The 24,277-nt window shown below is 74.5% G+C and carries 1 protein-coding gene; it reads right to left on the reverse strand.

Features of this window, described 5'->3' with window-relative positions; translation table 11 throughout:
* Positions 1–5: 5 nt before the first annotated feature.
* Complete coding sequence (locus ACZ7OU_RS40355; protein WP_470259314.1) at positions 6–24,245, reverse strand: type I polyketide synthase; 24,240 nt, start codon at positions 24,243–24,245, stop codon at positions 6–8.
* Positions 24,246–24,277: the final 32 nt, after the last annotated feature.

Consider the following 24,277-nt stretch of genomic DNA (forward strand, 5'->3'; position numbering starts at 1 on the left):
GGAGGTCACGCCCCGAACTCCTTGTCGATCAGGTCGAACAGTTCGTCGGCGGACGCGGCCGCGACGTCGTCCGACGGGGCTTCTTCGGGGGCGGTGCCGGTCCACCACGCGAGCAGGCTCTGGAGCCGCTCGGTGATCTCGTCGCGGCCTTCGTAACCCTCGGGCAGCGTCGCGAGCGAACCGCGCAGGTCGTCGACCAGGCTGTTCGCCGACGGCGCCGCCGGAGCGATCTCGGCGAGCAGGTAGCCGGCCAGCTCGAGGACCGTCGGGTAGTCGAACACCAGCGTGGCGGGCAGCCGTTTCCCGGCAACCGCGCCGAGCCGGTTGCGCAGCTCGACCGCGGTGAGCGAGTCGAAGCCCAGTTCGCTGAACGCCTTGCCGGCATCGATGTCCACTGTGGACGCATGGCCCAGCACCGCGGCGACCTGGCCGGAGACCAGGTCCACCACCAGGTCCTCGCGGTCCGCGACCGGGGTCGCGGCCAGCCGCTCGGCCAGGCCCGCCGGCTCGGCCTTCGCGACGGACACGGCCGCCCGCCGCGCCGGGGCGGTGACGAGCCCCCGGAACAGCGGGGCCACCGCGCCCGAGGACGCCAGCGCGGCCGTGTCGACCCGCATCGGCACCACGGCCGCCTCGCCGGAGGCCACGCCCTCGTCGAGGAGGGCGAGACCGAGCTCGGCTGACAGCGGCAGCAGCCCGGCGCGGGCCATCCGGCCCAGGTCCGTCTCGGTCAGGCCGCTGGTCATGCCGACGGCGGCCGACCACGGGCCCCACGCCAGCGCCACCGCGGGCAGCCCGAGGGCGTGCCGGTGGGTGGCGAAGGCGTCCACGAAAGCGTTTGCGGCCGCGTAGTTCGCCTGTCCCGCGCCGCCGAACAGGCCGGCGGCGCCGGAGAACAGCACGAACGCGGTGAGGTCGGCGTGGCGGGTCAGCTCGTCGAGGTGGACCGCGGCGTCGACCTTCGGCCGCAGCACCTTGTCGAGACGAGCGGCGTCCAGCGAGCCGACGACGCCGTCGTCGAGCACCCCGGCGGTGTGCATGACCGCCCGCAGCGGGTGCGCGGCGGGGATGCCGTCGAGCAGCGCGGCCAGCGCGTCGCGATCGGCCGCGTCGCAGGCCGCCACGGTGACAGTCGCGCCCAGTCCGGTCAGCTCGTCCCGCAACTGCTCGGCTCCCTCCGCCGCGAGGCCGCGACGGCTGGTGAGCAGCAGGTGCCGGGCGCCGTGCTCGGTGACCAGGTGCCGGGCCAGCAGCCCGCCCAGGCCACCGGTGCCACCGGTGATCAGGACCGTGCCGTCGGGGTCGAGCGGCGCGGGCACGGTCAGCACGACCTTGCCGACGTGCTTGGCCTGCTGGAGGTGCTTGAACGCCGCGGGTGCGCGGTGGACGTCCCACGCGGTGACCGGAATCGGCCGCAGCACGCCCTGGCCGAGCAGGTCGAGGACCTCGCGCAGCATCTCGGCGATGCGGTCGGGCCCGGCTTCGATGAGGTCGAACGCCTGGTAGGCGACGCCCGGGTGGGCGGCGGCGACGTCGGCGGGGTTCCGGACGTCGGTCTTGCCCATCTCCAGGAACCGGCCGCCGCGTGGCAGGAGCCGCAGCGACGCGTCGACGAACTCCCCGGCCAGCGAGTCGAGCACGACGTCGACGCCCCGGCCCTCGGTGGCCGCGAGGAACCGGTCCTCGAAGTCCAGGGTTCGCGAGGACGCGATCCGGTCGTCGGCGAGGCCGTGCCGGCGCAGCGCGTCCCACTTGCCGGCGCCCGCGGTGCCGAACACGTCGGCGCCGAGGTGCTTCGCGAGCTGGACAGCGGCCATGCCGACGCCGCCCGCGGCCGCGTGGACCAGCACGGTCTCCCCCGCCCGCACGCGGCCGAGGTCGACCAGCGCGTAGTAGGCGGTGAGGAACACGATCGGCACGGACGCCGCCTCGGCGAACGACCAGCCGTCCGGGACGCGGGCGACGAGCCGCTGGTCGGCGACGGCGAGGGGCCCGAACGCGCCGGGGAACATGCCGAGCACGCGGTCGCCGACGGCGAGTCCGGTGACGCCGGGGCCGACCTCGGTGACGACGCCCGCGCCTTCGAGGCCCATCTGCCCGGCCTCGCCGGGGTACATGCCGAGCGCGTTGAGGACGTCGCGGAAGTTGACGCCGGCCGCGCGGACGGCGATCCGCACGTGCCCGTCCGGCAGGGGCTCCACGACTTCCGGGCAGGGCAGCAGCGTGAGGTTTTCCAGCGTGCCCTTGTCGACGATGTCGAGCCGCCAGTGCCCGTCCTTCGGCGCGCTGAGCACACCGCCGGCCGCCTCGGCGCGGACCAGGCGGGCGGCGTGCGGCTCACCGTCGCGAATGGACACCTGTGGCTCGCCGGTCGCCAGCGCGGCCGGGACGGCACCGTAGGACGCTTCCTTGCCGTCGACGTCGACCAGCAGGAACCGGTCCGGGTTCTCGGCTTGGGCCGAGCGGACCAGACCCCAGACGGCGGCGTTGGCCAGGTCGGTCACTTCGCCGCGGTGCGCCACCGCGCCGGAGGTGACGAACACGAGCTTCGCGCCTTCCAGGGCGTCTTCGGCGAGCCAGCGCTGCACGGTGGCGAGCGCCGATCCGGTCGCCGCGCGCACCTCGCCGGGCAAGTCCGCCGCGCGGCCGGGCACGAGCGGCGCGAAGACGACCTCCGGTGGCGTGCCGCCCTCGGCGAGCAGCGCGTCGATGTCCACATAGGACTTCAGCGGGCCGGACGTGCCGAGCTGGACGCCGAGCTTGTGCGGGTCGGGACCGAGCACGGCCCACGAGCCGGTGTCCGGTTCGGACCCGGTGCCCAGCGGCGTCCAGTCCACCTGGAACAGCGAGTCGCGCAACCCGCTGGGCTCGGTCGTCAGCTGGTCCGCGGACACCTGGCGCATGGCGAGGGAGTCCACAGTGGCCACCGGGTGCCCCGCGGCGTCGGCGATGGTCAGCGCCAGTGCGTCCGCGCCGGCCAGGCTCAGCTTGACGCGGAGCGAGTCGGCGCCGGACGCGTGCAGCGTGACGCCCGACCAGGAGAACGGGAGCCTGCTCTGCCCGGACCCGGCCAGGGGCAGGTAGAGCAGGGCCTGCAGGGCCGCGTCGAGCAGGGCCGGGTGCAGGCCGAAGCGGCGTGCGTCGGCGCGGGCCGACTCCGGCAGGGCGATCTCGGCGAACACGTCGTCGCCGGCCCGCCAGGCGGCGGTCAGGCCGCGGAAGGCGTCCCCGTAGGCGAACCCGCCCGCCGCGTAGGTGTCGTAGAAGTCCTCCACCGCAAGGGATTCCGCCTTCGCTGGCGGCCATTCGGACAGCGGTTCGCCGGGATCCCCGGCTTCGACGGCGAGCAGGCCGGTGGCGTGCTGGACCCAGTCCTCGGTGCCTTCGATCCGCGAGTACGCGCTGAAGGTGCGTGTCCCGTCCTCACCGGGTGCGCCGACCGAGCACTGCAGCTGGATGCCGCCACGCGCGGGCAGCACCAGCGGCGCGGCCAGCGTCAACTCGTCCACTCGGGCGCAGCCGGCCTGGTCGGCGGCGCGGACGGCCAGCTCCAGGAACGCCGTGCCCGGCAGGAGAACCTGGCCCATGACCTCGTGCCCGGCCAGCCACGGGTGCGTGGACAGCGCGAGCCGGCTGGTGAACAGCAGCTCGTCGGAGCCGGCCACGGAGACCGCCGCGCCGAGCAGCGGGTGGTCGACCGCGGTGAGGCCGGCGGCCGTGACGTCCCCGAGGGGCAGGCCGGACAGGTGCGGCCAGAAGCGCTGGTACTGGAAGGCGTACGTCGGCAAGTCGACCCGGCGCGCGCCGGTTCCGGCGAACACGGCCGTCCACTCGGGACTCTGGCCGTGGACGTGCAGCTCGCCGACCGCGGCCAGCACGCTGACGCGGTCGTCCCGGCCCTTGCGCAGGGTGGGCACTGCCACGGCCGCGTCGACCATCGGTGTGAGGACGGCGTCCGGCCCGATCTCGACGAACCGGTTGATGCCCAGGCCGTGCAGGGTCGTGACGGCGTCGGCGAACCGCACGGCCGCGCGCACCTGGCCGACCCAGTACTCCGGCGTGACCACGGACGCGACCGCGCCGGTCACCGTGGACACGATCGGCAGGGCCGGTTCGGCGTAGGTGACCTGCTCGGCCACCTTCGCGAAGTCGGCCAGCATCGGATCCATCAACGGCGAGTGGAACGCGTGGGACACCGTGAGCCGCTTGGTCTTGCGGCCCAGTGCGGTGAAGTGCTGCTCGATCTCGTCGAGGTCGTCGCCGGAGACCACGATCGACATCGGCCCGTTGATCGCGGCGATGCTCACCGTGTCCGTGAGCAGCGGCGTGACCTCATCCTCGGTGGCCGACACAGCCAGCATGCCGCCGCCACGCGGGAGTGCCTGCATCAGCCGGCCGCGCGCGGCGACCAGCCGGCACGCGTCGGCCAGGGAGAACACCCCGGCGACGTGCGCGGCGGCCAGTTCGCCGATCGAGTGCCCGGCCAGGTACTCGGGGCGGACGCCCCAGGACTCGAGCAGACGGAACAGTGCCACCTCGACCGCGAACAGCGCGGGCTGGGTGTAGCCGGTCTCGTTCAGCAGGTCCTCGTCGCCGAAGACGATGTCGGCCAGCGGCCGGTCCAGCTCGGTGTCGAAGTGCGCGCACGCGGCGTCGAACGCCTCGGCGTACACCGGATATTCGGCGTACAGCTCGCGGCCCATGCCGAGCCGCTGCGCGCCCTGTCCGGTGAACAGGAACGCGATCCGGCCTTCGCTCGTCGGACCGGGGAGCGGCCCGTCGGCGAGATCGCGCAGACTCCGCCGCAGCTCCTCGGTCTCGGTGCCGATCACCACCGCGCGGTGCTCGAACGCCGAGCGGCCGGTGGCCAGGGACCAGCCGACGTCGGCCGGCCGCTCGTCGGCCAGGCGGTCGGCGAGCTGCGCGGCCTGCGCTCGCAGCGCGGCTTCGGACCGGCCCGACAGCACCCACGGCACCGGACCCGACCACACCGACTCGGCCGCAGCGGGCTCTTCGGGGGCCTGCTCGACGATCACGTGGGCGTTGGTGCCGCTGACGCCGAACGACGAGATCCCGGCTCGGCGCGGGTGCCCGTTGGGCGACCACTCGACGGCGTCGGACAGCAGCCGGACGTCGCCCGCGGTCCAGTCCACATGGGACGACGGGACGTCGGCGTGCAAGGTCTTCGGCAGGACGTCGTGGCCGAGCGACAGGACCATCTTCATGATCCCGGCCGCGCCGGCGGCGGCCTGCGTGTGCCCGATGTTGGACTTGACCGAGCCGAGCCACAGCGGCCGGTCGCGGTCCTGCCCATAGGTGGCGAGAACGGCCTGCGCCTCGATCGGGTCGCCCAGCACCGTGCCGGTGCCGTGCGCTTCGACAGCGTCCACTTCGGACGGTGCCAGCCCGGCGTCGGCCAGTGCCGCGCGGATGACCCGCTGCTGCGACGGGCCGTTCGGGGCGGTGAGGCCGTTCGACGCGCCGTCCTGGTTGACCGCACTTCCGCGGACCAGCGCGAGCACCGGGTGCCCGTTGCGGCGGGCGTCGGAGAGCCGTTCGAGGAGCACCATGCCGGCGCCCTCGCCCCAGCCGGTGCCGTCGGCGTCGTCGGAGAAGGCCTTGCAGCGGCCGTCGAGCGCGAGGCCGCGCTGGCGGCTGAACTGGATGAACCCGGACGGCGTCGACATGATCGTGACGCCGCCGGCCAGCGCGAGGGAGCACTCCCCCGACCGCAGCGCCCGCGCGGCGAGGTGCACCGCGACCAGCGACGACGAGCACGCCGTGTCTACCGTGACGGCCGGGCCTTCGAGGCCGAGCGCGTAGGAGATCCGGCCGGACACCACGGATCCCGCGTTGCCGGTCATGGTGTAGCCCTCGACGCCCTCGTCGTCGCCGAGCGCGAGCAGCGGGGTGTAGTCCTGGCCGTTGGAGCCGGCGAAGACGCCGACCGGGCCGCCGCGCAGCGACGCCGCGTCGATCCCGGCTCGTTCGATGGCCTCCCAGGCGGTTTCGAGCAGCAGGCGCTGCTGCGGGTCCATGGCCAGCGCTTCGCGCGGGTTGATGCCGAAGAACGCGGCGTCGAACCGGCTGGCGCCGTCGAGGAACCCGCCGCGGCGGGTGTAGGACGTGCCCTGGTGGTCGGGGTCCGGGTCGTAGAGCGCGTCGAGGTCCCAGCCGCGGTCGTCGGGGAAGTCGGTGATCGCGTCCGCGCCGCCGGACAGAAGGGCCCACAGGTCCTCGGGCGAACGCACGCCGCCGGGGAACCGGCACGCCATCGAGACGATGGCGATCGGGTCGTCCTCGACGGCCTTCGGCGTGACGTCCACAGTGGACGTCGTCTCGACCGGTTCGCCCAGCTCGCCCTTGAGGTGCGTGACCAGGGCGGTCGTGGTCGGGTAGTCGAAGATGAGCGTCGCGGGCAGCTTGAGTCCCGTTGCGACACTGAGGCGGTTGCGCAGGTCGACCGCGGTCAGCGAGTCGAACCCGAGGTCGGTGAACGCGCGGTTCGGCTCGACGTCACCGGGCCCGGCGTACCCGAGCACGCCGGCGACCTGGGTGCGGACGAACTCGAGCACGTCACGCTCGCTCAGCCCGACGGCCGGGGTGGTCTCCCCCGCGGCTTCGATCGCCTGCCGCGCCTCGGGGATGCCGAGCAGCAGCGGGCTCGGCCGGACGGCGGTGAACGACGGCACGTACCGCGCCCAGTCGACGCCCGCCACGGTGAGGGTGGTCTCGCCGTGGTCGAGGGCCTGCTGCAGCGCCGAGATCGCCAGCTCCGGGTCGAGCGCGTGGATGCCACCGAGCCGCTGCCGTTCGGCGACGGCGGTGGCGTCGGCCATGCCGGTGTCGGCCCACGGGCCCCAGGAGATCGAGGTCGCGGCCAGCCCCAGCGAGCGCCTGTGCTCGGCGAGCGCGTCGAGGTAGGCGTTGGCGGCGGCGTAGTTGCCCTGGCCGGACCCGCCCCAGACGCCTGCCGTCGAGGCGAAGGAGACGAACGCCGACAGGTCGAGGTCCTTGGTCAGCTCGTGCAGGTGGAACGCGGCGAGTGCCTTGGGCTTGAGCACGCCCATCAGCCGGTCCGGGGTGAGCGAGTCCAGGACGCCGTCGTCGAGGACACCGGCCGCGTGGACGACGGCGGTCGGCGGGTGCTCGGCCAGCACCGCGGCGAGTGCGTCGCGGTCGGCGACGTCGCAGGCCACGACGGTCGCCTCGGCACCGAGCGCGGCGAGTTCGTCGCACAGTTCGGCCGCGCCCGGGGCGTCCGCGCCGCGACGGCTGGTGAGCACCAGCCGTTCGGCGCCACGCCCGGCCAGCCAGCGGGCGACCTTCGCGCCCAGACCACCGGTACCACCGGTGATCAGCACGGTGCCTTCCGGCGTCCATTCGCGGGCCGGCGGCGTCGAGCCGAGCGGCGAGCGCAGGAGCCGTCGGGCGAAGACGCCGGACGCGCGGACGGCGACCTGGTCTTCGTCACCGGTGAGCGCCGCCACCACCCGGGCGGTCGCGCGGTCGTCGAGGTCGGCGGGCAGGTCGAGCAGGCCGCCCCAGCGGCCGGGGAGTTCGAGCGCGGCGACGCGGCCGAGGCCCCACACCGGCGCCTGGGCGGGGTTGCGGAGCGCGTCGGCCTTGCCGGTCGACACCGCACCGCGCGTGAGTGTCCACAAGGGAGCGTCGCCGATCGCTTGGATCAGGGTCAGCGTGTCGACGAGCCCGCGGTAGGACACGTCGGTCCCCAGCAAGGAGACGATCCCCGCCGGTTCGATGCCCCCGATCCGCTCGGCCAGGGTGGCTCGGTCGATCCCGGACTCCACCTCGACCGTGACCGTCTCGGCACCGAAGCGGTCCAGCGGCAACGCGGTCTCGTCGCCCGGTCGGCGCACGACGAGCCAGGTGCCGTCGAGGCGTGGCGAGGCGTCGGCCGTGACCGGCTGCCAGCCGACGCGGTACCGCCAATTGTCCACTGTGGATTCTTCACGGCGCTGCCTGCGGTAGGCGGCCAGCGCGGGCAGCAGGTCTTCGACGGCTCCCGCGTCGATGCCGAGCGTCTTCGCCAGCTCACCGGCGTCGTCGCGTTCGACGGCCGACCAGAACCCGGCGTCGGCGGCGTCCGAGGCCGCGGCGACGTCACCCGGGCCGGGCAGCGTCGGCCAGTAGCGCTGCCGCTGGAACGGATACGTCGGCAGGTCCACCATGAACCCGGTCAGCGCGAAGTCCACGTCGACGCCGCGCGCCCACAGCTCGCCGGCCGAGGTGAGGAAGCGGGTGAGCCCGCCCTCGTCGCGGCGCAGCGAACCGGTGACGACGGCGTCGTCGAGGGTTCCGGCGATCGCGGTGCCCAGCACGGGGTGCGCGCTGGACTCGACGAACACACCGAAGCCCTGCTCGCCGAGCGCGACGGTGGCGGGCGCGAACAGCACGCGCTGCCGCAGGTTGCGGTACCAGTAGGCGGCGGTCAGCTCGGTGGTGTCGAGCCAGTCGCCGGTGACGGTCGAGTAGAACGGGATCCGGGCTTCACGCGGGGTGACCGGCGCGAGGACGTCCAGGAGCTCGGCTTCGATCGCCTCGACGTGCACGGAGTGCGACGCGTAGTCGACCGCGACCTTGCGGGCCCGGACGCCGTCGGCGGCGTAGCGGGCCACCAGTGCGTCGACCTGGTCCGGGTCGCCGGAGACGGTGACCGCAGCGGTCCCGTTCAGCGCGGCGATCGACAGGCCGTCCGGTAGTTCGATCTCCTCGGCCGGCAAGGCGATCGACGCCATCGCACCGCGCCCGGCCAGCGACGCCCGGATCACCTTGCTCCGCAACGCCACGACGCGGGCACCATCCTCAAGGGACAGTCCACCGGAGACGCAGGCCGCGGCGATCTCGCCCTGGGAGTGCCCGATGACGGCGTCGGGCCGGACGCCGTAGGACTCCCACAGCGCGGCGAGCGACACCATGACCGCCCAGCAGGCCGGCTGCACGACGTCGACCCGCTGGAGGGCTTCCGCGTCACCCAGGACGTCGGCGAGCCGCCAGTCCACGAACGGTTCGAGCGCGGCGGCGCACTCGGCGAGCCGCTCGGCGAACACCGGCGCGGCATCGGCGAGTTCGAGGGCCATGCCGACCCACTGCGAGCCCTGGCCGGGGAAGACGAACACGGTCTTGCCGGGCGTCCCGGCGACCCCGCGCACGGCGGGATCGGTCAGGCCGGCCAGCAGCGCGTCCCGGCCGGCGCCGACGACGACGGCCCGGTGCTCGAACGCCGACCGCGTGGTGGCCAGGGAAGCGGCGACATCGGCGATGTCCTCTGTGGACAAGACGGCGGCCAGCCGTTCGGCCTGGCGCTGCACGGCGTCGGCCGTCCGGCCGGACAGCAGCAGCGGCACGACGGACTCCGAGCATTCGGGCCGCTCGGTGGCCGGCTGGGAGAACTGCTCCAGGATCAGGTGCGCGTTCGTGCCGCTCATGCCGAACGACGAGACGCCCGCCCGGCGCGTGCCCTCGGGCCACGGCCGCGTCTCGGTGAGCAGGCTGACGTCGCCCGCGTCCCAGTCGACGTGCGGCGACGGGACCTCCGCGTGCAGCGTCTTCGGCAGCAGGCCGTGCCGGATGGCCTGGACCATCTTGATCACGCCGCCGACGCCGGACGCCGCCTGCGCGTGCCCGACGTTCGACTTGAACGAGCCCAGGTACACCGGCCGGTCCGCGGGCCGCTCGCGGCCGTAGGTGGCGATGATCGCCTGCGCCTCGATCGGGTCACCCAGCTTGGTACCGGTGCCGTGCGCCTCGACGACGTCCACATCGGACGGTGTCAGCCGCGCGTTGGCCAGCGCCCGCCGGATCACCCGCTGCTGCGACGGCCCGTTCGGGGCGGTGAGGCCGTTCGACGCGCCGTCGGAGTTGATCGCGGAACCCTTGATCACCGCGAGCACGCGGTGGCCGTTGCGCTCGGCGTCGGAAAGCCTTTCCAGCAGCAGCATCCCGGCGCCCTCGGCCCAGCTCGCGCCGTCGGCGTCGGCTGAGAACGGCTTGCTACGCCCGTCCGCGGCCAGCGCCCGCTGGCGGCTGAACTCCACCAGCGAGACCGGGGTGGACATGACGGTCACGCCGCCGGCGAGGGCGAGGGTGCAGTCGCTCTCCCGCAGCGACTGGCAGGCCCAGTGGATCGCGACCAGCGACGACGAGCACGCCGTGTCGATCGAGACCGCGGGGCCTTCCAGGCCGAAGGTGTAGGCGACGCGGCCGGACAGCACGCTCGGCGAGTTGCCGGTGCCGAGGAAGCCCTCGAAGCTGTCGGTCGCGGCGCCGAGGAGGCCGCCGTAGTCCTGGTAGGTGATGCCGGCGAAGACGCCGGTGCGGCTGCCGCGCAGCGTGGCCGGGTCGATCCCGGCGCGTTCCATCGACTCCCAGGACACTTCCAGGAGCAGGCGGTGCTGCGGGTCCATCGAGACGGCCTCGCGCGGGCTGATCCCGAAGAAGCCGGGGTCGAACGCGCTCGCGTCGTGCAGGAACCCGCCCTCGCGGGCGTAACAGGTGCCCGGCGCGTCGGGGTCGGTGTCGTAGAGCGCCTCGAGGTCCCAGCCGCGGTCGGTGGGGAACGGCGAGATCGCGTCACGGCCCTCGGCGACCAGCCGCCAGAGCTCGTCGGGGTCGGTGATGTCGCCGGGGTAGCGGCAGGCCATACCGACGATGGCGATCGGCTCGTCGACCGCCCGGGTGACGGCCTCCTCGGCGACGTCTTCCTCGCCGAACAGCTCGGCGTGCAGTGCCTTCGCCAGCGCGACTGGGTTCGGGTGGTCGAAGACCGACGTCGCGGGCAGCCGCAGGCCGGTCACGGCGTTGAGCGCGTTGCGCAGCTGGACGGCGGTCAGCGAGTCGACGCCCAGTTCCTTGAACGCGCGGTCGGCGCCGACGGCCTCGGGTCCATCGTGCCCCAGGACCAGCGCGGCTTCGGTGCGGACGAGGTCGAGCAAAGCCCGGTGCCGGTCGGTCTCGGGCAGCCGCGCGAGCTTCTGGTGCAGGGCGTTGCCCGCGTCGGCCACCTGGGCGACCACACGGCGCGTCTTGGCCTTCGCCGGGGTGTGCTCGACGACGCGGAGCGCACCCCGCGTCCCCAGCAGGTCGAACGTCTCATCAGGCCGGCAGGCCAGCGCACTGTGCGCGACGGCTTCGAGCACCGCGGTCTGCGCCGCGACCAGGCCGGCGCCGCCCGCGGCGGTCAGGACCACGAGGTGGACGTCCAGCTCGGCGAGGTTGAGGGCGATGTCCGCGCGGTCGCGCAGGTCGGCCGGTCCCTCGGCGAGTCCGATGTGGACGGCCGTGGTCACGTCCGGGATGGACCGGAGCGCCCGCGCCAGTTCGTACCGGTCGGCGGGGTCGCAGGCGACGAGCTCGGCGCCCGGCACGGCTGCTTCGCCCAGCACGACGAGCCGCTGGACGCCCCGGTCCTCGACGAGGTGCCGCGCGACGGCGGCGCCCAGTTCGCCGGACGCGCCGGTGAGCAGCACGGTCCCTTCGGGCTTCCAGGCGTCCGGCGTGACCACGGCGGTCTGTGGCTCGTAGCCGACCTCGCCGCGCACCGCGAACCGATCCGCGACCGGCTCGACGGCGGCGCCGTCGACGAGGGCGAACCGCCCGGGGTGCTCGGCCAGCACCGGCTCCACGGCACCCCAGACGGCGGCTTCCACGACGTCGGGAACTTCGCCGTCGGTCACGGCCACCGCGCCTCGGGTGACGAAGACCAGCCGCGACGTGGCGAACCGCGGGTCGGCCAGCCAGGACGTGACGAGCGCCAGCGCCCGCTGCGCCGAAGCCCAGACGGCCCAGGTGAGGTCATCGGTGTCGTCGGGCCGGCAGGAGGCGAAGACGACCTCGGGCACCTCGCCGGCGGCCGCCAGCTCGGCGAACTCCTGGTAGGTGGGCAGCTCCGCCGGCCCGGGGTCACCGATCGCCGCGGCCGGTCGTGAGTGGGAAACCGGGTTAGAACACTGTTTCTCACTCACGACCCATTCGACGCGGTGGTGCGTGGTGGCCGCGCGACGGGTGGCGGGGCGCAGGGTGACGGCGTCGGCCGTGGCGACGACCTGGCCCGTCGGGTCGGCCAGCGTCAGCCGGACGGCGCTGCCCGTCCGGCGCAGGCGGACGCGCAGCTCGGTCGCGCCCGTCGCGTGCAGGCTGACGCCCGACCACGAGAACGGCAGCATGTCCGGCAGGTCGGCGAAGGCCAGCGCGTGCAGCGCCGCGTCGAGCAGCGCCGGGTGCAGGCCCCACTCCGCGGTGGCGGTTCCGGCGGGCAGGGCGACCTCGGCGTAGACGTCGTCGCCCACGCGGTACGCCGCCCGCAGGCCCTGGAACGTCGGCCCGTAGGCGAACCCGGCCGCCGCGCGCTGGGTGTAGAAGTCTTCGATCGGCAGGGCGCCCGCCGGCGGCCATTCCGTCAAGGTATCCGAAGTGGACAGACCGGCGGCGAGGGTGCCGGCGGCGTGCCGGACCCAGCCGTCGCCGCGGGTGTGGATGCCGAACGCGCGGCGGCCGGCGCCGTCCGGGGCCTCGACGCGGACCTGCACCGGCACGCCGCCGCGCTCGGGCAGGACCAGCGGGGCTTCCAGGACCAGCTCTTCGACCTGGTCGCAGCCGGCCTCGTCGGCCGCGCGCAGCGCCAGCTCCACGAAACCCGCGCCGGGGAACAGGATCTCGCCGTCGACGCGGTGTTCGGCCAGCCACGGCGCACCCTCGGCCGACAGGAGCCCGGTGAGCACGACACTGTCCGCGCCGGCCAGTTCCACCGCGGCCGACAGCAGGCCGTGCGCCGCACCGGACTGCCCGAGCGACGCGGGGTCGCCGTCGACGTCCGGCACCTCCAGCCAGTACCGCTCGCGCTGGAACGCGTAGGTGGGCAGCTCGACGCGCACGCCGTCACGCAGGACCCGCGCCCACTCCACCCCGGCGCCGTCGACCTGCAGCTCGGCGAGCGCCGACAGCAGCGTGCGGACTTCGGGACGGTCGGCCCGCAGCGCCGGCACGGCGAGAGCTTCATCGGAACACTCCGCGACCATCGCGGAGAGGACCCCGGCCGGGCCCAGTTCCAGGAACCGGGTCACGCCGCGCCCGGCCAGCGTCCGGACGCCGTCGGCGAACCGGACGGTCGCGCGGACCTGCCGGACCCAGTACTCCGGGTCGCCCAGCTCGGCCGCCGAAGCGAGCGAGCCGGTGACGTTCGACAGCACCGGCACGGCCGGCTCGTGGTAGGTCAGCCCCGCCGCGACCGCGCGGAACGCGGCGAGCATGCCGTCCATCCGGGCCGAGTGGAACGCGTGGCTCACCCGCAGCCGCCGGGTCTTCTCGAACCGCGTGGCGACCGCCAGCACGGCGTCTTCGTCACCGGAAAGCACGACCGACGACGGCCCGTTGACCGCGGCCAGCGACACGCCGTCGGTCAGCAGCGGCGTGACCTCGTCCTCGGTGGCCGCGACGGCCACCATCGCCCCGCCCTCGGGCAGCGCCTGCATCAGCCGCGCGCGGGCGGCGACGAGCGTGCACGCGTCCTCGAGGGACAGCACCCCGGCGACGTGCGCGGCGGCGAGCTCGCCGATGGAGTGACCGCCGACGAAGTCGGGCCGCACACCCCAGTCTTCGAGCAGCCGGTACAGCGCCACCTCGACCGCGAACAGCGCGGGCTGGGTGTACTCGGTCCGGTCCAGCAGCTCGCCGGCCTCGATGACGCCTCGCAGCGGCCGGTCCAGCTCGGCGTCGAAGTACGCGCACACCGCGTCGAACGCTTCGGCGAACGCCGGGAACTCGCGGTACAGCTCGCGGCCCATGCCGATCCGCTGCGCGCCCTGGCCGGTGAACAGGAACGCCGTGCGGCCGGGCGCGGCCGTCCCGCGCACCACCCCGGCGGACTTGGTCCCCTCGGCCAGCGCGGCGAGCCCGGCCCGCAGTGCGGCGTCGTCCTCCGCCAGCACGACGGCGCGGTGCTCGAACGCCGAGCGGGTCGTCGCCAGTGACCAGGCCAGGTCGGCCGGGTCGGTCTCCGGGAGCCCGAGCAGCCGCGCGGCCTGCGCCCGCAGCGCCTCCGCCGACCGGCCGGACAGCGCCAGCGGGACGAGCCCGGTGCGGCGCGGGCGCGGCAGCTCCGGTTCGGCCGCCGGGGCCTCTTCGATGATGACGTGCGCGTTGGTGCCGCTGACGCCGAACGCCGACACCCCGGCCCGGCGCGGCGGACCGCCGGCCGGCCACGGCATCGCTTCGGTCAGGAGCGAGACGCTGCCCGCCGTCCAGTCCACTTCGGACGACGGCCGCGCGGCGTGCAGGGTCTTCGGCAGCAGCCCGCCTCGGAGGGCGAGCACCATCTTGATCACCCCGGCGACCCCGGCCGCGGCCTGGGTGTGCCCGAGGTTGGACTTCAGCGAGCCGAGCAGAAGCGGGCGGTCGCGGTCCCGGCCGTAGGTGGCCAGCAGCGCGTGCGCCTCGATCGGGTCGCCGAGGCGGGTGCCCGTGCCGTGCCCCTCGACGGCGTCCACATCGGACGCTTCGAGTCCGGCGTCGGCGAGCGCGGCCCGGATCACCCGCTGCTGCGACGGGCCGTTCGGGGCGGTGAGCCCGTTGGACGCGCCGTCGGAGTTCACCGCGGAACCGCGCACGACGGCCAGTACGGTGTGGCCGAGCCGCTGGGCGTCGGAAAGCCTTTCCAGCACGAGCATGCCGACGCCCTCGGACCAGCCGGTGCCGTCGGCGCCGTCGGCGAACGCCTTGCAGCGGCCGTCCGGCGCGAGGCCGCGCTGCCGGCTGAACTCGACGAACGCGCCGGGGTTGGCCATCACGGCGACGCCGCCGGCCAGCGCCAGCGTGCACTCGCCCGAGTGCAGGGACCGGGCGGCGAGGTGCAGCGCGACCAGCGACGACGAGCACGCGGTGTCCAGCGTGAGGGCCGGGCCCTCGACGCCGAGGTGGTAGGCGATCCGTCCGGAAAGGACACTGCCCGCGTTGCCGGTGAGCAGGTGCCCGCCGAGGCCTTCGGGGGCTTCGCGCAGGCCGGCGGCGTAGCCCGAGACGCCCGCGCCGACGAACACGCCGGACCGGCTGCCGGCCAGCGACCGCGGGTCGATGCCGGCCCGTTCCAGGGCCTCCCAGGAGCTTTCGAGCAGCAACCGCTGCTGCGGGTCGGTGGCCAGCGCCTCGCGGGGGCTCATCTCGAAGAAGGCCGCGTCGAACTCGCCGGCGCCGGTCAGGAAGCCGCCGTCGCGGGAGTAGCTCTTGCCCTCGGCGTCGGGATCCGGGTCGTAGAGGCCCTCGACGTCCCAGCCGCGGTCCTCGGGCCAGGCCGAAATGGCGTCGCCGCCGTCGGCCAGCAGCCGCCACAGGTCTTCCGGTGAGGTGATCCCGCCAGGGAGGCGGCAGCTCATGCCGACGATCGCGATCGGCTCGTCGGCGTCCTCGACCCGCTGGACGGGGACGGTGGATGTTTCGGTGCCGAACAGCTCGCGGCCCAGGAAGTCCGCGAGGACGGTGGCCGACGGGTGGTCGAAGACGAGCGTCGATGGCAGCTTCAGCCCGGTGACCGCGCTCAGGCGGTTGCGCAGCTCGACGGCGGTCAGCGAGTCGAAGCCCAGGTCGCGGAAGGGCCGGTCCACCACGACCGACGCCGGGTCGGCGTGCCCGAGGGCGGCGGCGGCTTCGCGTTGGACGAGGTCCAGCAGCTCGCCGGCGGTCAGCTCCCGGGCCGGGGCGGCGGCGACCGCGACGTCGAGCGCGGCGCGGACCTCGGGCAGGTCGCCGAGCAGCGCGCTGGCGCGGACCGAGGTGAAGCCGGGGGCGAACCGCGCCCAGTCGACGTCGGCGACGGTCACGGCGGTGTCGCCGGCCTCGATGGCCTGACGCAGTGCGGTGATCGCGAGGTGCGGGTCGAGGGGCCGGAGACCGCGGCGGCGCAGGTGGTCCTCCGCGCCCTCGTCGGCCAGCATGCCACCGCCCGCCCAGGGGCCCCAGGCGACCGACGTCGCGGCCAGCCCGGCCGCGCGGCGGCGGCGGGCGAGGCCGTCGAGGTAGGCGTTCGCGGCCGCGTAGGCGCTCTGGCCACCGCTGCCCCAGACGCCGGCGATGGAGGAGAACAGCACGAACGCGTCGAGTTCGCGGTCGCCGAGGACGGCGTCCAGGTTCGCGGCGCCGGCGAGCTTCGCGGCGGTGAACCCGGCGAACTCGGCCACGCCGAGCCCGGCCAGAGGCGCGGACTGGGCGACCCCGGCGGCGTGCACGACGGCCCGCAGCCCGTCGAGGCCGTCGACCAGCGCGGCGACGGCCTCGCGGTCGGTGACGTCGCAGGCCGCGACGGTCACGGTGACGCCGAGCGCGGTCAGCTCGTCACGCAGTTCGGGCGCGCCGGCGGCGTCGAGGCCACGGCGGCTCGTCAGAACCAGGTGCTCGGCTCCGGTGCGGGCCAGCCAGCGGGCGACCTCGGCGCCGAGCGCCCCGGTCCCGCCGGTGATCAGCACGGTGCCACGCGGCCGCCACGACGTGCCGGACGTCGTCGCGGGAGCGCGTTCGAGGCGTGCGGCGAAGACGGCGGAGTCGCGGACGGCGACCTGGTCCTCGGTCCCGCCCAGGACGCTGGCCAGCCGGGCGACCGCGCGGTCGTCGAGGATGGCGGGCAGGTCCACCAGGCCGCCCCAGCGACCGGCGTGTTCGACGGCGGCGGTGCGGCCGAAGCCCCAGAGCGCGGCCTGGGCCGCGCTGCGGACGGTGTCGGCGCGGCCGACCGAGACCGCACCGGAAGTGGCGCACCACAGCGGCGCGGCGTCGCCGAGCGCCTGCACGAGCTCCAGGGTCGCGGCGAGGCCGACCGTGATCTCCGGGGCGTCCGGCGCGGGACGCTCGTCGAGGGCGAGCAGCGACAGCACGCCCGCGAAGTCACCGTCGATGCCGGGCAGGTCGGCGGGGCGCAGCGGGACGCAGTCGATCCCCGCGGTCAGCGCGGCCAGGACGTGCGGCTCGACGCCGCGCTCCGGGAGCACCAGCAGCCAGGTGCCCGGGGTTCCCTCGGCCGGCTTCAGCGGCCGCCAGTTCACGGCGTAGCGCCAGTTGTCCACAGTGGACAGATTCGCGCGGTCGCCGTGCCACCGGGCGAGCAGCGGCAGGGCGGTTTCGAGGCCGGCCAGCTCGGCCTCGGCGACGTCCAGGGTCGAGGCGAGCGCGCACAGGTCCGCGGTCTCGACCGCCGACCAGAACTCGCCGTCGACGACGTTCGCCGTCGCCGTTACGGCTTCGGGCGTGCGGGGCCAGTAGCGTTCGCGCTGAAACGGGTAGGTGGGCAGCACGACGAACGACGCCGGGCGCAGCACCGCGGCCCAGTCCGGGGCGTGCCCCGAGACGTAGAGGTGGGCCAGCGCGGCGAGCAGCGTCCGCTCCTCGGGCCGGTCCTTCCGCAGGGTCGCCGTCGCGGACAGGTTTTCCTGTGCCAGCGCGGCGAGCACCCCGTCCGGACCCAGCTCGACGGACCCGGTGACGCCCAGTCCGCTCAGCGCGGTGACGGCGTCGGCGAACCGCACCGGCTCGCGGACCTGGCGTACCCAGTACACCGGGGTCAGGATCTCGTCCCCGGCCAGTCGACCGGACACAGTGGACACCAGCGGGATCTTCGGCGCGTGGAAGGTCAGGCCGTCGGCGATGGCCGCGAACGCGTCCAGCATCGGGTCCATCAGCGCCGAGTGGAACGCGTGCGACACCGTGAGCCGCCGGACCTTCCGGCCCAGCGCGGCGAAGTGCCGCTCGATCGTCTCGACGGCTTCGACTTCGCCGGAGACGACTGTCGCTTGTGGACCGTTGATCGCGGCGAATCCCACGTCGTCGCCCAGTACGGCGGCGACCTCGTCCTCGGTCGCCTGCACCGCCAGCATCGCGCCACCTTCGGGCAGCGCCTGCATCAGGCTCGCCCGGGCCGCCACCAGCGTGCAAGCGTCCTCGAGGGACAGAACTCCGGCGACATGCGCGGCGGCCAGCTCGCCGATCGAGTGCCCGGCCACGTAGTCCGGCCGGACGCCCCACGACTCCAGCAGGCGGAACAACGCCACCTCGACCGCGAACAACGCGGGCTGGGTGTGCCCGGTCTCGTCGAGTGCCGAAGCGTCCCCGAAGACGACCTCGCGCAACGGCCTATCCAACGACGAGTCCACCAGCGCGCAGACCGCGTCGAACGCGTCCGCGAACACCGGGAACCGCTCGTACAGCTCCGCACCCATCCCGACGCGCTGCGAACCCTGGCCCGAGAACAGGAACGCCGTCTTACCGGCGTTCTGCTTGCCCCGCAGGAGGTTCGCCGCCGGACCGCCGGCCGCGAGGGCTTCGAGGCCGGTCGCCAGCTCGGCGAAGTCCGCGCCGAGCACGACGGCCCGGTGCTCGAACGCGGCGCGTCCGGCCAGGCCGGCGGCCACGTCCGCGACGTCGGCGTCGCGCAGCCGCAGCAGGTCCCGGGCCGCGTCCCGCAGGGCCGCCTCGGACCGTCCGGAAAGGACCCATGGCACGAGCCCGGCCTCGGTGCGCGGCATTTCGGCCGCGGGCACGCCTTCGAGGATGACGTGGGCGTTCGTGCCGCTGACGCCGAACGACGACACGCCCGCGCGGCGCGGTCCGTCGTGCTCCGGCCAGTCCCGTGACTCGGTCAGCAGCGCCATCGCGCCGCTGTCCCAGTCGATGTGCCGCGACGGCCGGTCGACGTGCAACGTCTTCGGCAGCAGTCCGTGACCGAGGGAGAGGACCATCTTGATGATCCCGGCGACGCCCGCCGCGGCCTGGGTGTGCCCGATGTTGGACTTCAGTGAACCCAGCCACAGCGGGTGTTCACGGTCGTGGCCGTAGGTGGCCAGCAGCGCCTGCGCTTCGATCGGGTCGCCCAGCGTCGTCCCGGTGCCGTGGGCTTCGACGGCGTCCACATCGGACGGTTCGAGGCCCGCGTTCGCCAGTGCCGCCCGGATCACCCGCTGCTGCGAAGGACCGTTCGGGGCGGTCAGGCCGTTGGACGCGCCGTCCTGGTTGACGGCGCTGCCCCGGACGATCGCGAGTACCGGGTGCCCGTTACGGCGCGCGTCGGACAGCCGCTCGACGAGGATGAGGCCGACGCCTTCACCCCAGCCCGTGCCGTCCGCGCCGTCGGCGAACGCTTTGCACCGGCCGTCCTCGGCCAGGCCGCCCTGCTTGCTGAACTCCAGGAACGCACCCGGCGTCGTCATCACGGTCACGCCGCCGACGAGCGCCATCGACGACTCGCCCGAGCGCAACGACTGCGCGGCCCAGTGCAGCGCCACCAGCGACGACGAGCACGCGGTGTCGACCGTGACCGCGGGTCCTTCCAGACCCAGCACGTACGAGATCCGGCCGGAGACGACCGAGCCGGCGTTCCCGGTCCCGGCGTGGCCGTCCGAGCTGCCTTCGCCGGCCTCGCGCAGCAACGCCGCGTAGTCCTGGCCGTTGGTTCCGATGTAGACCCCGACCTGCGAGCCGCGCAGCGACAGCGGGTCGATGCCCGCGCGCTCGAACGTCTCCCACGACGTCTCCAGCAGCAGCCGCTGCTGCGGGTCCATCGCGAGGGCTTCCCGCGGCGAGATGCCGAAGAAGCCCGCGTCGAAGTCGGCCACGCCGTCGAGGAAGCCGCCATGGCGCGTGTAGCTGGTGCCTTCGTGGTCGCGGTCGGGGTGGTACAGGTCGGCCAAGGGCCAGCCGCGGTCCTCGGGGAAGGTGCCGACCGCGTCGCGGCCGCCTTCGAGGAGGTCCCACAGGTCTTCGGGCGATCGCACGCCGCCGGGCAGGCGGCAGGCCATCGACACGATGGCGAGCGGCTCGTCCTCGACGGCCGTGGCGGACTGCGTCACGACCGGCGTCGCGGCGGATCCGGCCAGCTCTTCGCGCAGGTAGCCGGCGACGGCGGCCGGGGTCGGGTAGTCGAACACCAGCGTCGCGGGCAGCGCGCGCCCGGTCGCGGCGCCGAGGCCGTTGCGCAGCTCGACGGCGGTCAGCGAGTCGACGCCGAGGTCCTTGAACGCCCGCTCGGGGTCGACCGCGTCCGGGCCAGGATAGGCGAGCACGGCGGCGGCCTGAGTGCGGACGACGTCGAGCAGGAGCGCCTGCTGGTCCTCTGTGGACAGTGCGGCCAGCCGGGCGGCCAGGGGCTGCTCTTCGCGGGTGGGCATCGCGTCCCGCGCCTCGGGCAGGTCGCCGAGCAGCGGGCTGGGGCGGGTGGTGGTGAACCCGGGCACGAACTTCGCCCAGTCGACGTCGGCGACGATCGGGTTCGCTTCCCCGCCGCCGATCGCGCGGCGCAGGGCGGCGACGGCCAGGCGCGGGGCCATCGGCGGCACGCCGCCCCGGCGCATCCGGTCGGCGACCAGGTCGTCGGCCGCCATGCCGCTGCCACCCCACGGGCCCCAGGCCACGGAGGTGGCGGGCAGCCCGGCGGCGCGGCGCTGCCCGGCCAGCGCGTCGAGCCCGGCGTTGGCGGCGGCGTAGGCGGCCTGCCCGACCGCGCCGAGACTCCCCGCGAAGGACGAGAACAGGACGAACGCGGACAGCGCGCGGTCGCGGGTCAGCTCGTCGAGGTGGCGGGCGCCGTCGACCTTGGGCCGGAAGACGGTGTCCAGCTGCTCGGCGGTGACGCCGTCGAGCACGGCGTCGTCGAGGACGCCGGCGGTGTGGATGACGGCGTCGAGGTCGGGCAGTCCGTCGAGGAGCCCGGCCACGGCGTCGCGGTCGGCGACGTCGCAGGCGGCGACGGTGATCCGGGTGCCGAGCGCGGTCAGCTCGTCGCGCAACGCCGTCGCGCCCGGGGCGTCGAGACCGCGGCGGCCGGCCAGGACGAGGTGTTCGGCCCCGGCCTCGGCGAGCGTGCGCGCGACGACCGCGCCCAGCGCGCCGGTGCCGCCGGTGATCAACACGGTCCCGGCGGGCGCCCACGGCTCGGCGGCCGGGCCGGTGGCCCGGGTCAGGCGGCGGCCGAAGACCCCCGAAGAGCGCAGCGCGACCTGGTCCTCGGCCGAGGTCAGGACGGCGGCCAGCCGGTCGAGGGCTCGCTCGTCCAGTTCGGCGGGCAGGTCGACGAGACCGCCCCAGAGCTGCGGGTACTCCAGGGCGGCGACCCGGCCGAAGCCCCACAGCGGGGCCTGGTCCGGCGCGGTCAGCGGGTCGGACTGCCCGGTGGAGACAGCACCTTGCGTGGCGACCCAGACGGGGGCGGTCGTGGTGCGGACCAGCTCGATGGTGCGCAGCAGGGCTTCGGTGTCCCAGGCCAGCAGGGAAAGCACACCTTCCACTGCGGAGTGCTCGGCCAGCTGGTCGAGGGTGACGGGGACAAAGCCGCGGCCTGCCAAGGCGTCGAGCACCGGCGACGTGAAGTCCGCCGAAGGGACGACAGCCAGCCAGGTCCCGGAGAGCGGCTTCTGCGCCGGGGAAACAGGAGCCCAGCCGATCCCGTACCGCCATGCGTCCACAGTGGACTTTTCCTGGCGCTTCGCGCGATAGGCCGACAGCGCGGGCAGCAGGTCGCCGGCGGCGCCCTCGGGCAGGTCCAGCACCTCGGCGAGAGTCCCGGCGTCCACAGCGGACCAGAACTCGTCGTCCCCGGCTCCGGTGGGGACCGACGGCTCCAGCCAGTAACGCTGACGCTGGAAGCGGTACGTGGGCAGGTCGACCCGGTGGCCACCACCGAGGACGGCCGCCCAGTCGGGTCCGTGGCCGGACACGTGCATCCGGGCGAGCCCGGTCAGCGCGGCGGTCGTCTCGGGACGGTCGCGGCGCAGGAGCGCGGCCACGGCCGCACCGGCGGGCACGCAGTCCTGGGCGAGCGCGGCCAGCGCGCCGTCGGGGCCCAGCTCCAGGAAGCCGGTCACCCCGGCCTCGGTCAGCCAGCCGACGCCGTCGGCGAAACGCACAGCCTCGCGGACGTGCGAGACCCAGTACTCGGGCGAGGTCAGCCGGTCGGCGAGGGTGCCGGTGACGTTGGAGACGACCGCGATCTTCGGCGGGTGGAAGGTGAGGCCGTCGAGGACCCGCCGGAACTCGGCCAGCATCCCGTCCATGCGCGCGGAGTGGAACGCGTGGGAGACGTCGAGGCGTTTCGTCTTGCGGCCCAGCCCGGCGAACCGCTCGGCGGCGGCCAGCACGACGTCCTCGTCGCCGGAGAGCACGATCGACGACGGACCGTTGACGGCGGCGATCGAGACCCCGCCGGCCGGCACCACCTCGTCCTCGGTCGCCTGCACGGCGACCATCGCGCCCCCGGCGGGCAGCGCCTGCATGAGCCGGCCGCGCGCGGCGACCAGCGTGCACGCGTCAGCGAGGGAAAGCACGCCGGCCAGGTGCGCGGCGACCAGCTCGCCGATGGAGTGGCCCAGCAGGTAGTCCGGCTGGTAGCCCCAGGACTCGGCCAGCCGGTAGAGCGCCACCTCGATCGCGAACAGCGCGGGCTGGGTGTGCGCGGTCTCGTCGAGACGCTCACCCGAGTCGATCACCGTCCGCAGTGGACGGTCGAGGTGCCGGTCGAACTCCGCGCACACCTCGTCGAAGGCGGTGGCGAAGACCGGGAACCGTTCGTGCAGCTCGCTTCCCATGCCGAGGCGCTGGGAACCCTGGCCGGTGAACAGGAAGGCCAGCTTCCCCGGCCGGATCGCGCCACGCACCAAACCCGGCGCGACGCCGTCCGCGGCGATGGCGTCGAGGCCGCGCAGCAGCTCGTCCCGGCCCTCGGCGAGGATGACCGCGCGGTCGTCGAGAGCGGCCCGGCCGGTCCCCAGCGACCAGGCGAGGTCGGCCAGGTTTTCCGCTGAGGCAATGGTCCGGATGCTCGCGGCCTGCTCGCGCAGGGCGGCCGCGCCGCGCGCGGAGACCAGGAACGGCCAAGGTCCGGCCGCGGCCGGGACTTCTTCGGTCTCTTCCGCCGCGGGTGGTTCGGAGAGCAGGACGTGCGCGTTGGTGCCGCTGACGCCGAACGCGGACACGCCGGCGCGGCGGGGCGCGTCGCGCTCCGGCCACGGCATCGGCTCGCCCAGCAGCTCGACCGACCCGGCCGTCCAGTCCACGTGGGACGACGGCTCGTCCAGGTGCAGGGTGTGCGGGAGGTGCCCGTGCCGCAGGGCGAGGACCATCTTGATCACGCCGGCCGCGCCGGAGGCGGCCTGGGTGTGCCCGATGTTGGACTTCACCGCGCCGACCCGCAGCGGCCGGTCTGCCGGGCGGTTCTGCCCGTAGGTGGCCAGCAGCGCCTGCGCCTCGATCGGGTCGCCCAGCGTGGTGCCGGTGCCGTGCGCCTCGACGACGTCGACGTCGGCGGGCGAGAGCCCGGCGGCGGCCAGTGCCGCGCGGATCACGCGCTGCTGGGACGGACCGTTCGGGGCGGTCAGGCCGTTGGACGCGCCGTCGGAGTTGACGGCCGAGCCCTCGATGACGGCGAGCACGGGGTGGTTGCGGCGGCGCGCGTCGGACAGGCGCTCGAGCAGCAGCAGGCCGACGCCCTCGCCCCAGCCGGTGCCGTCGGCGGCCTCGGCGAACGGCTTGCAGCGGCCGTCACCGGACAGGCCGCCCTGGCGGGCGAACTCGAGGAAGACGGCCGGGGTCGACATGATCGTCGCGCCGCCGGCCAGGGCGAGGGAGCACTCGCGCTTGCGCAGGGCCTGGCAGGCGAGGTGCAGGGCGACCAGCGCGGACGAGCACGCCGTGTCGACCGTGACCGCGGGCCCTTCAAGGCCGTAGCTGTAGGCGAGCCGGCCGGACAGGACGCTGCCCGCGTTGCCGGTGAGCAGGTGGCCGGCGACCTCGCCGGTCTCGCTGCCCAGGCCGTACCCGGACGGCGTCGAGCCGACGAAGACCCCGGCGGACGTGCCGGTCAGGGAGCCGGGGTCGATCCCCGCGCGTTCGAAGACCTCCCAGGACACTTCGAGCAGCAGCCGCTGCTGCGGATCGGTGGCCAGTGCCTCACGCGGGCTGATCCCGAAGAACGCCGGGTCGAACGTCGTGGCGGTGTCGATGAACCCGCCGGTGCGCGCGTAGTCGCCGCCGGTGACGTCCCAGCCGCGGTCCGCCGGGAACGCCGACATCGCGTCGGTCCCGGCGGAGACCAGGTCCCAAAGATCCTCCGGGGAGGTCACGCCGCCGGGGAACCGGCAGCCCATCGCGACGATCGCGATGGGCTCCTTCTCCCCCGCCTCCAGGTCTTGGAGGCGTTGCCGGGTCTCGGCGAGGTCGGTCGTGACCCACTTCAGGTAGTCCCGGAGCTTCTCTTCGTTCACCAGCGCCCTCGCCTGTGGTCCTCCACCGGCGA

The sequence above is a fragment of the Amycolatopsis sp. NPDC114505 genome (genome assembly GCF_055633615.1).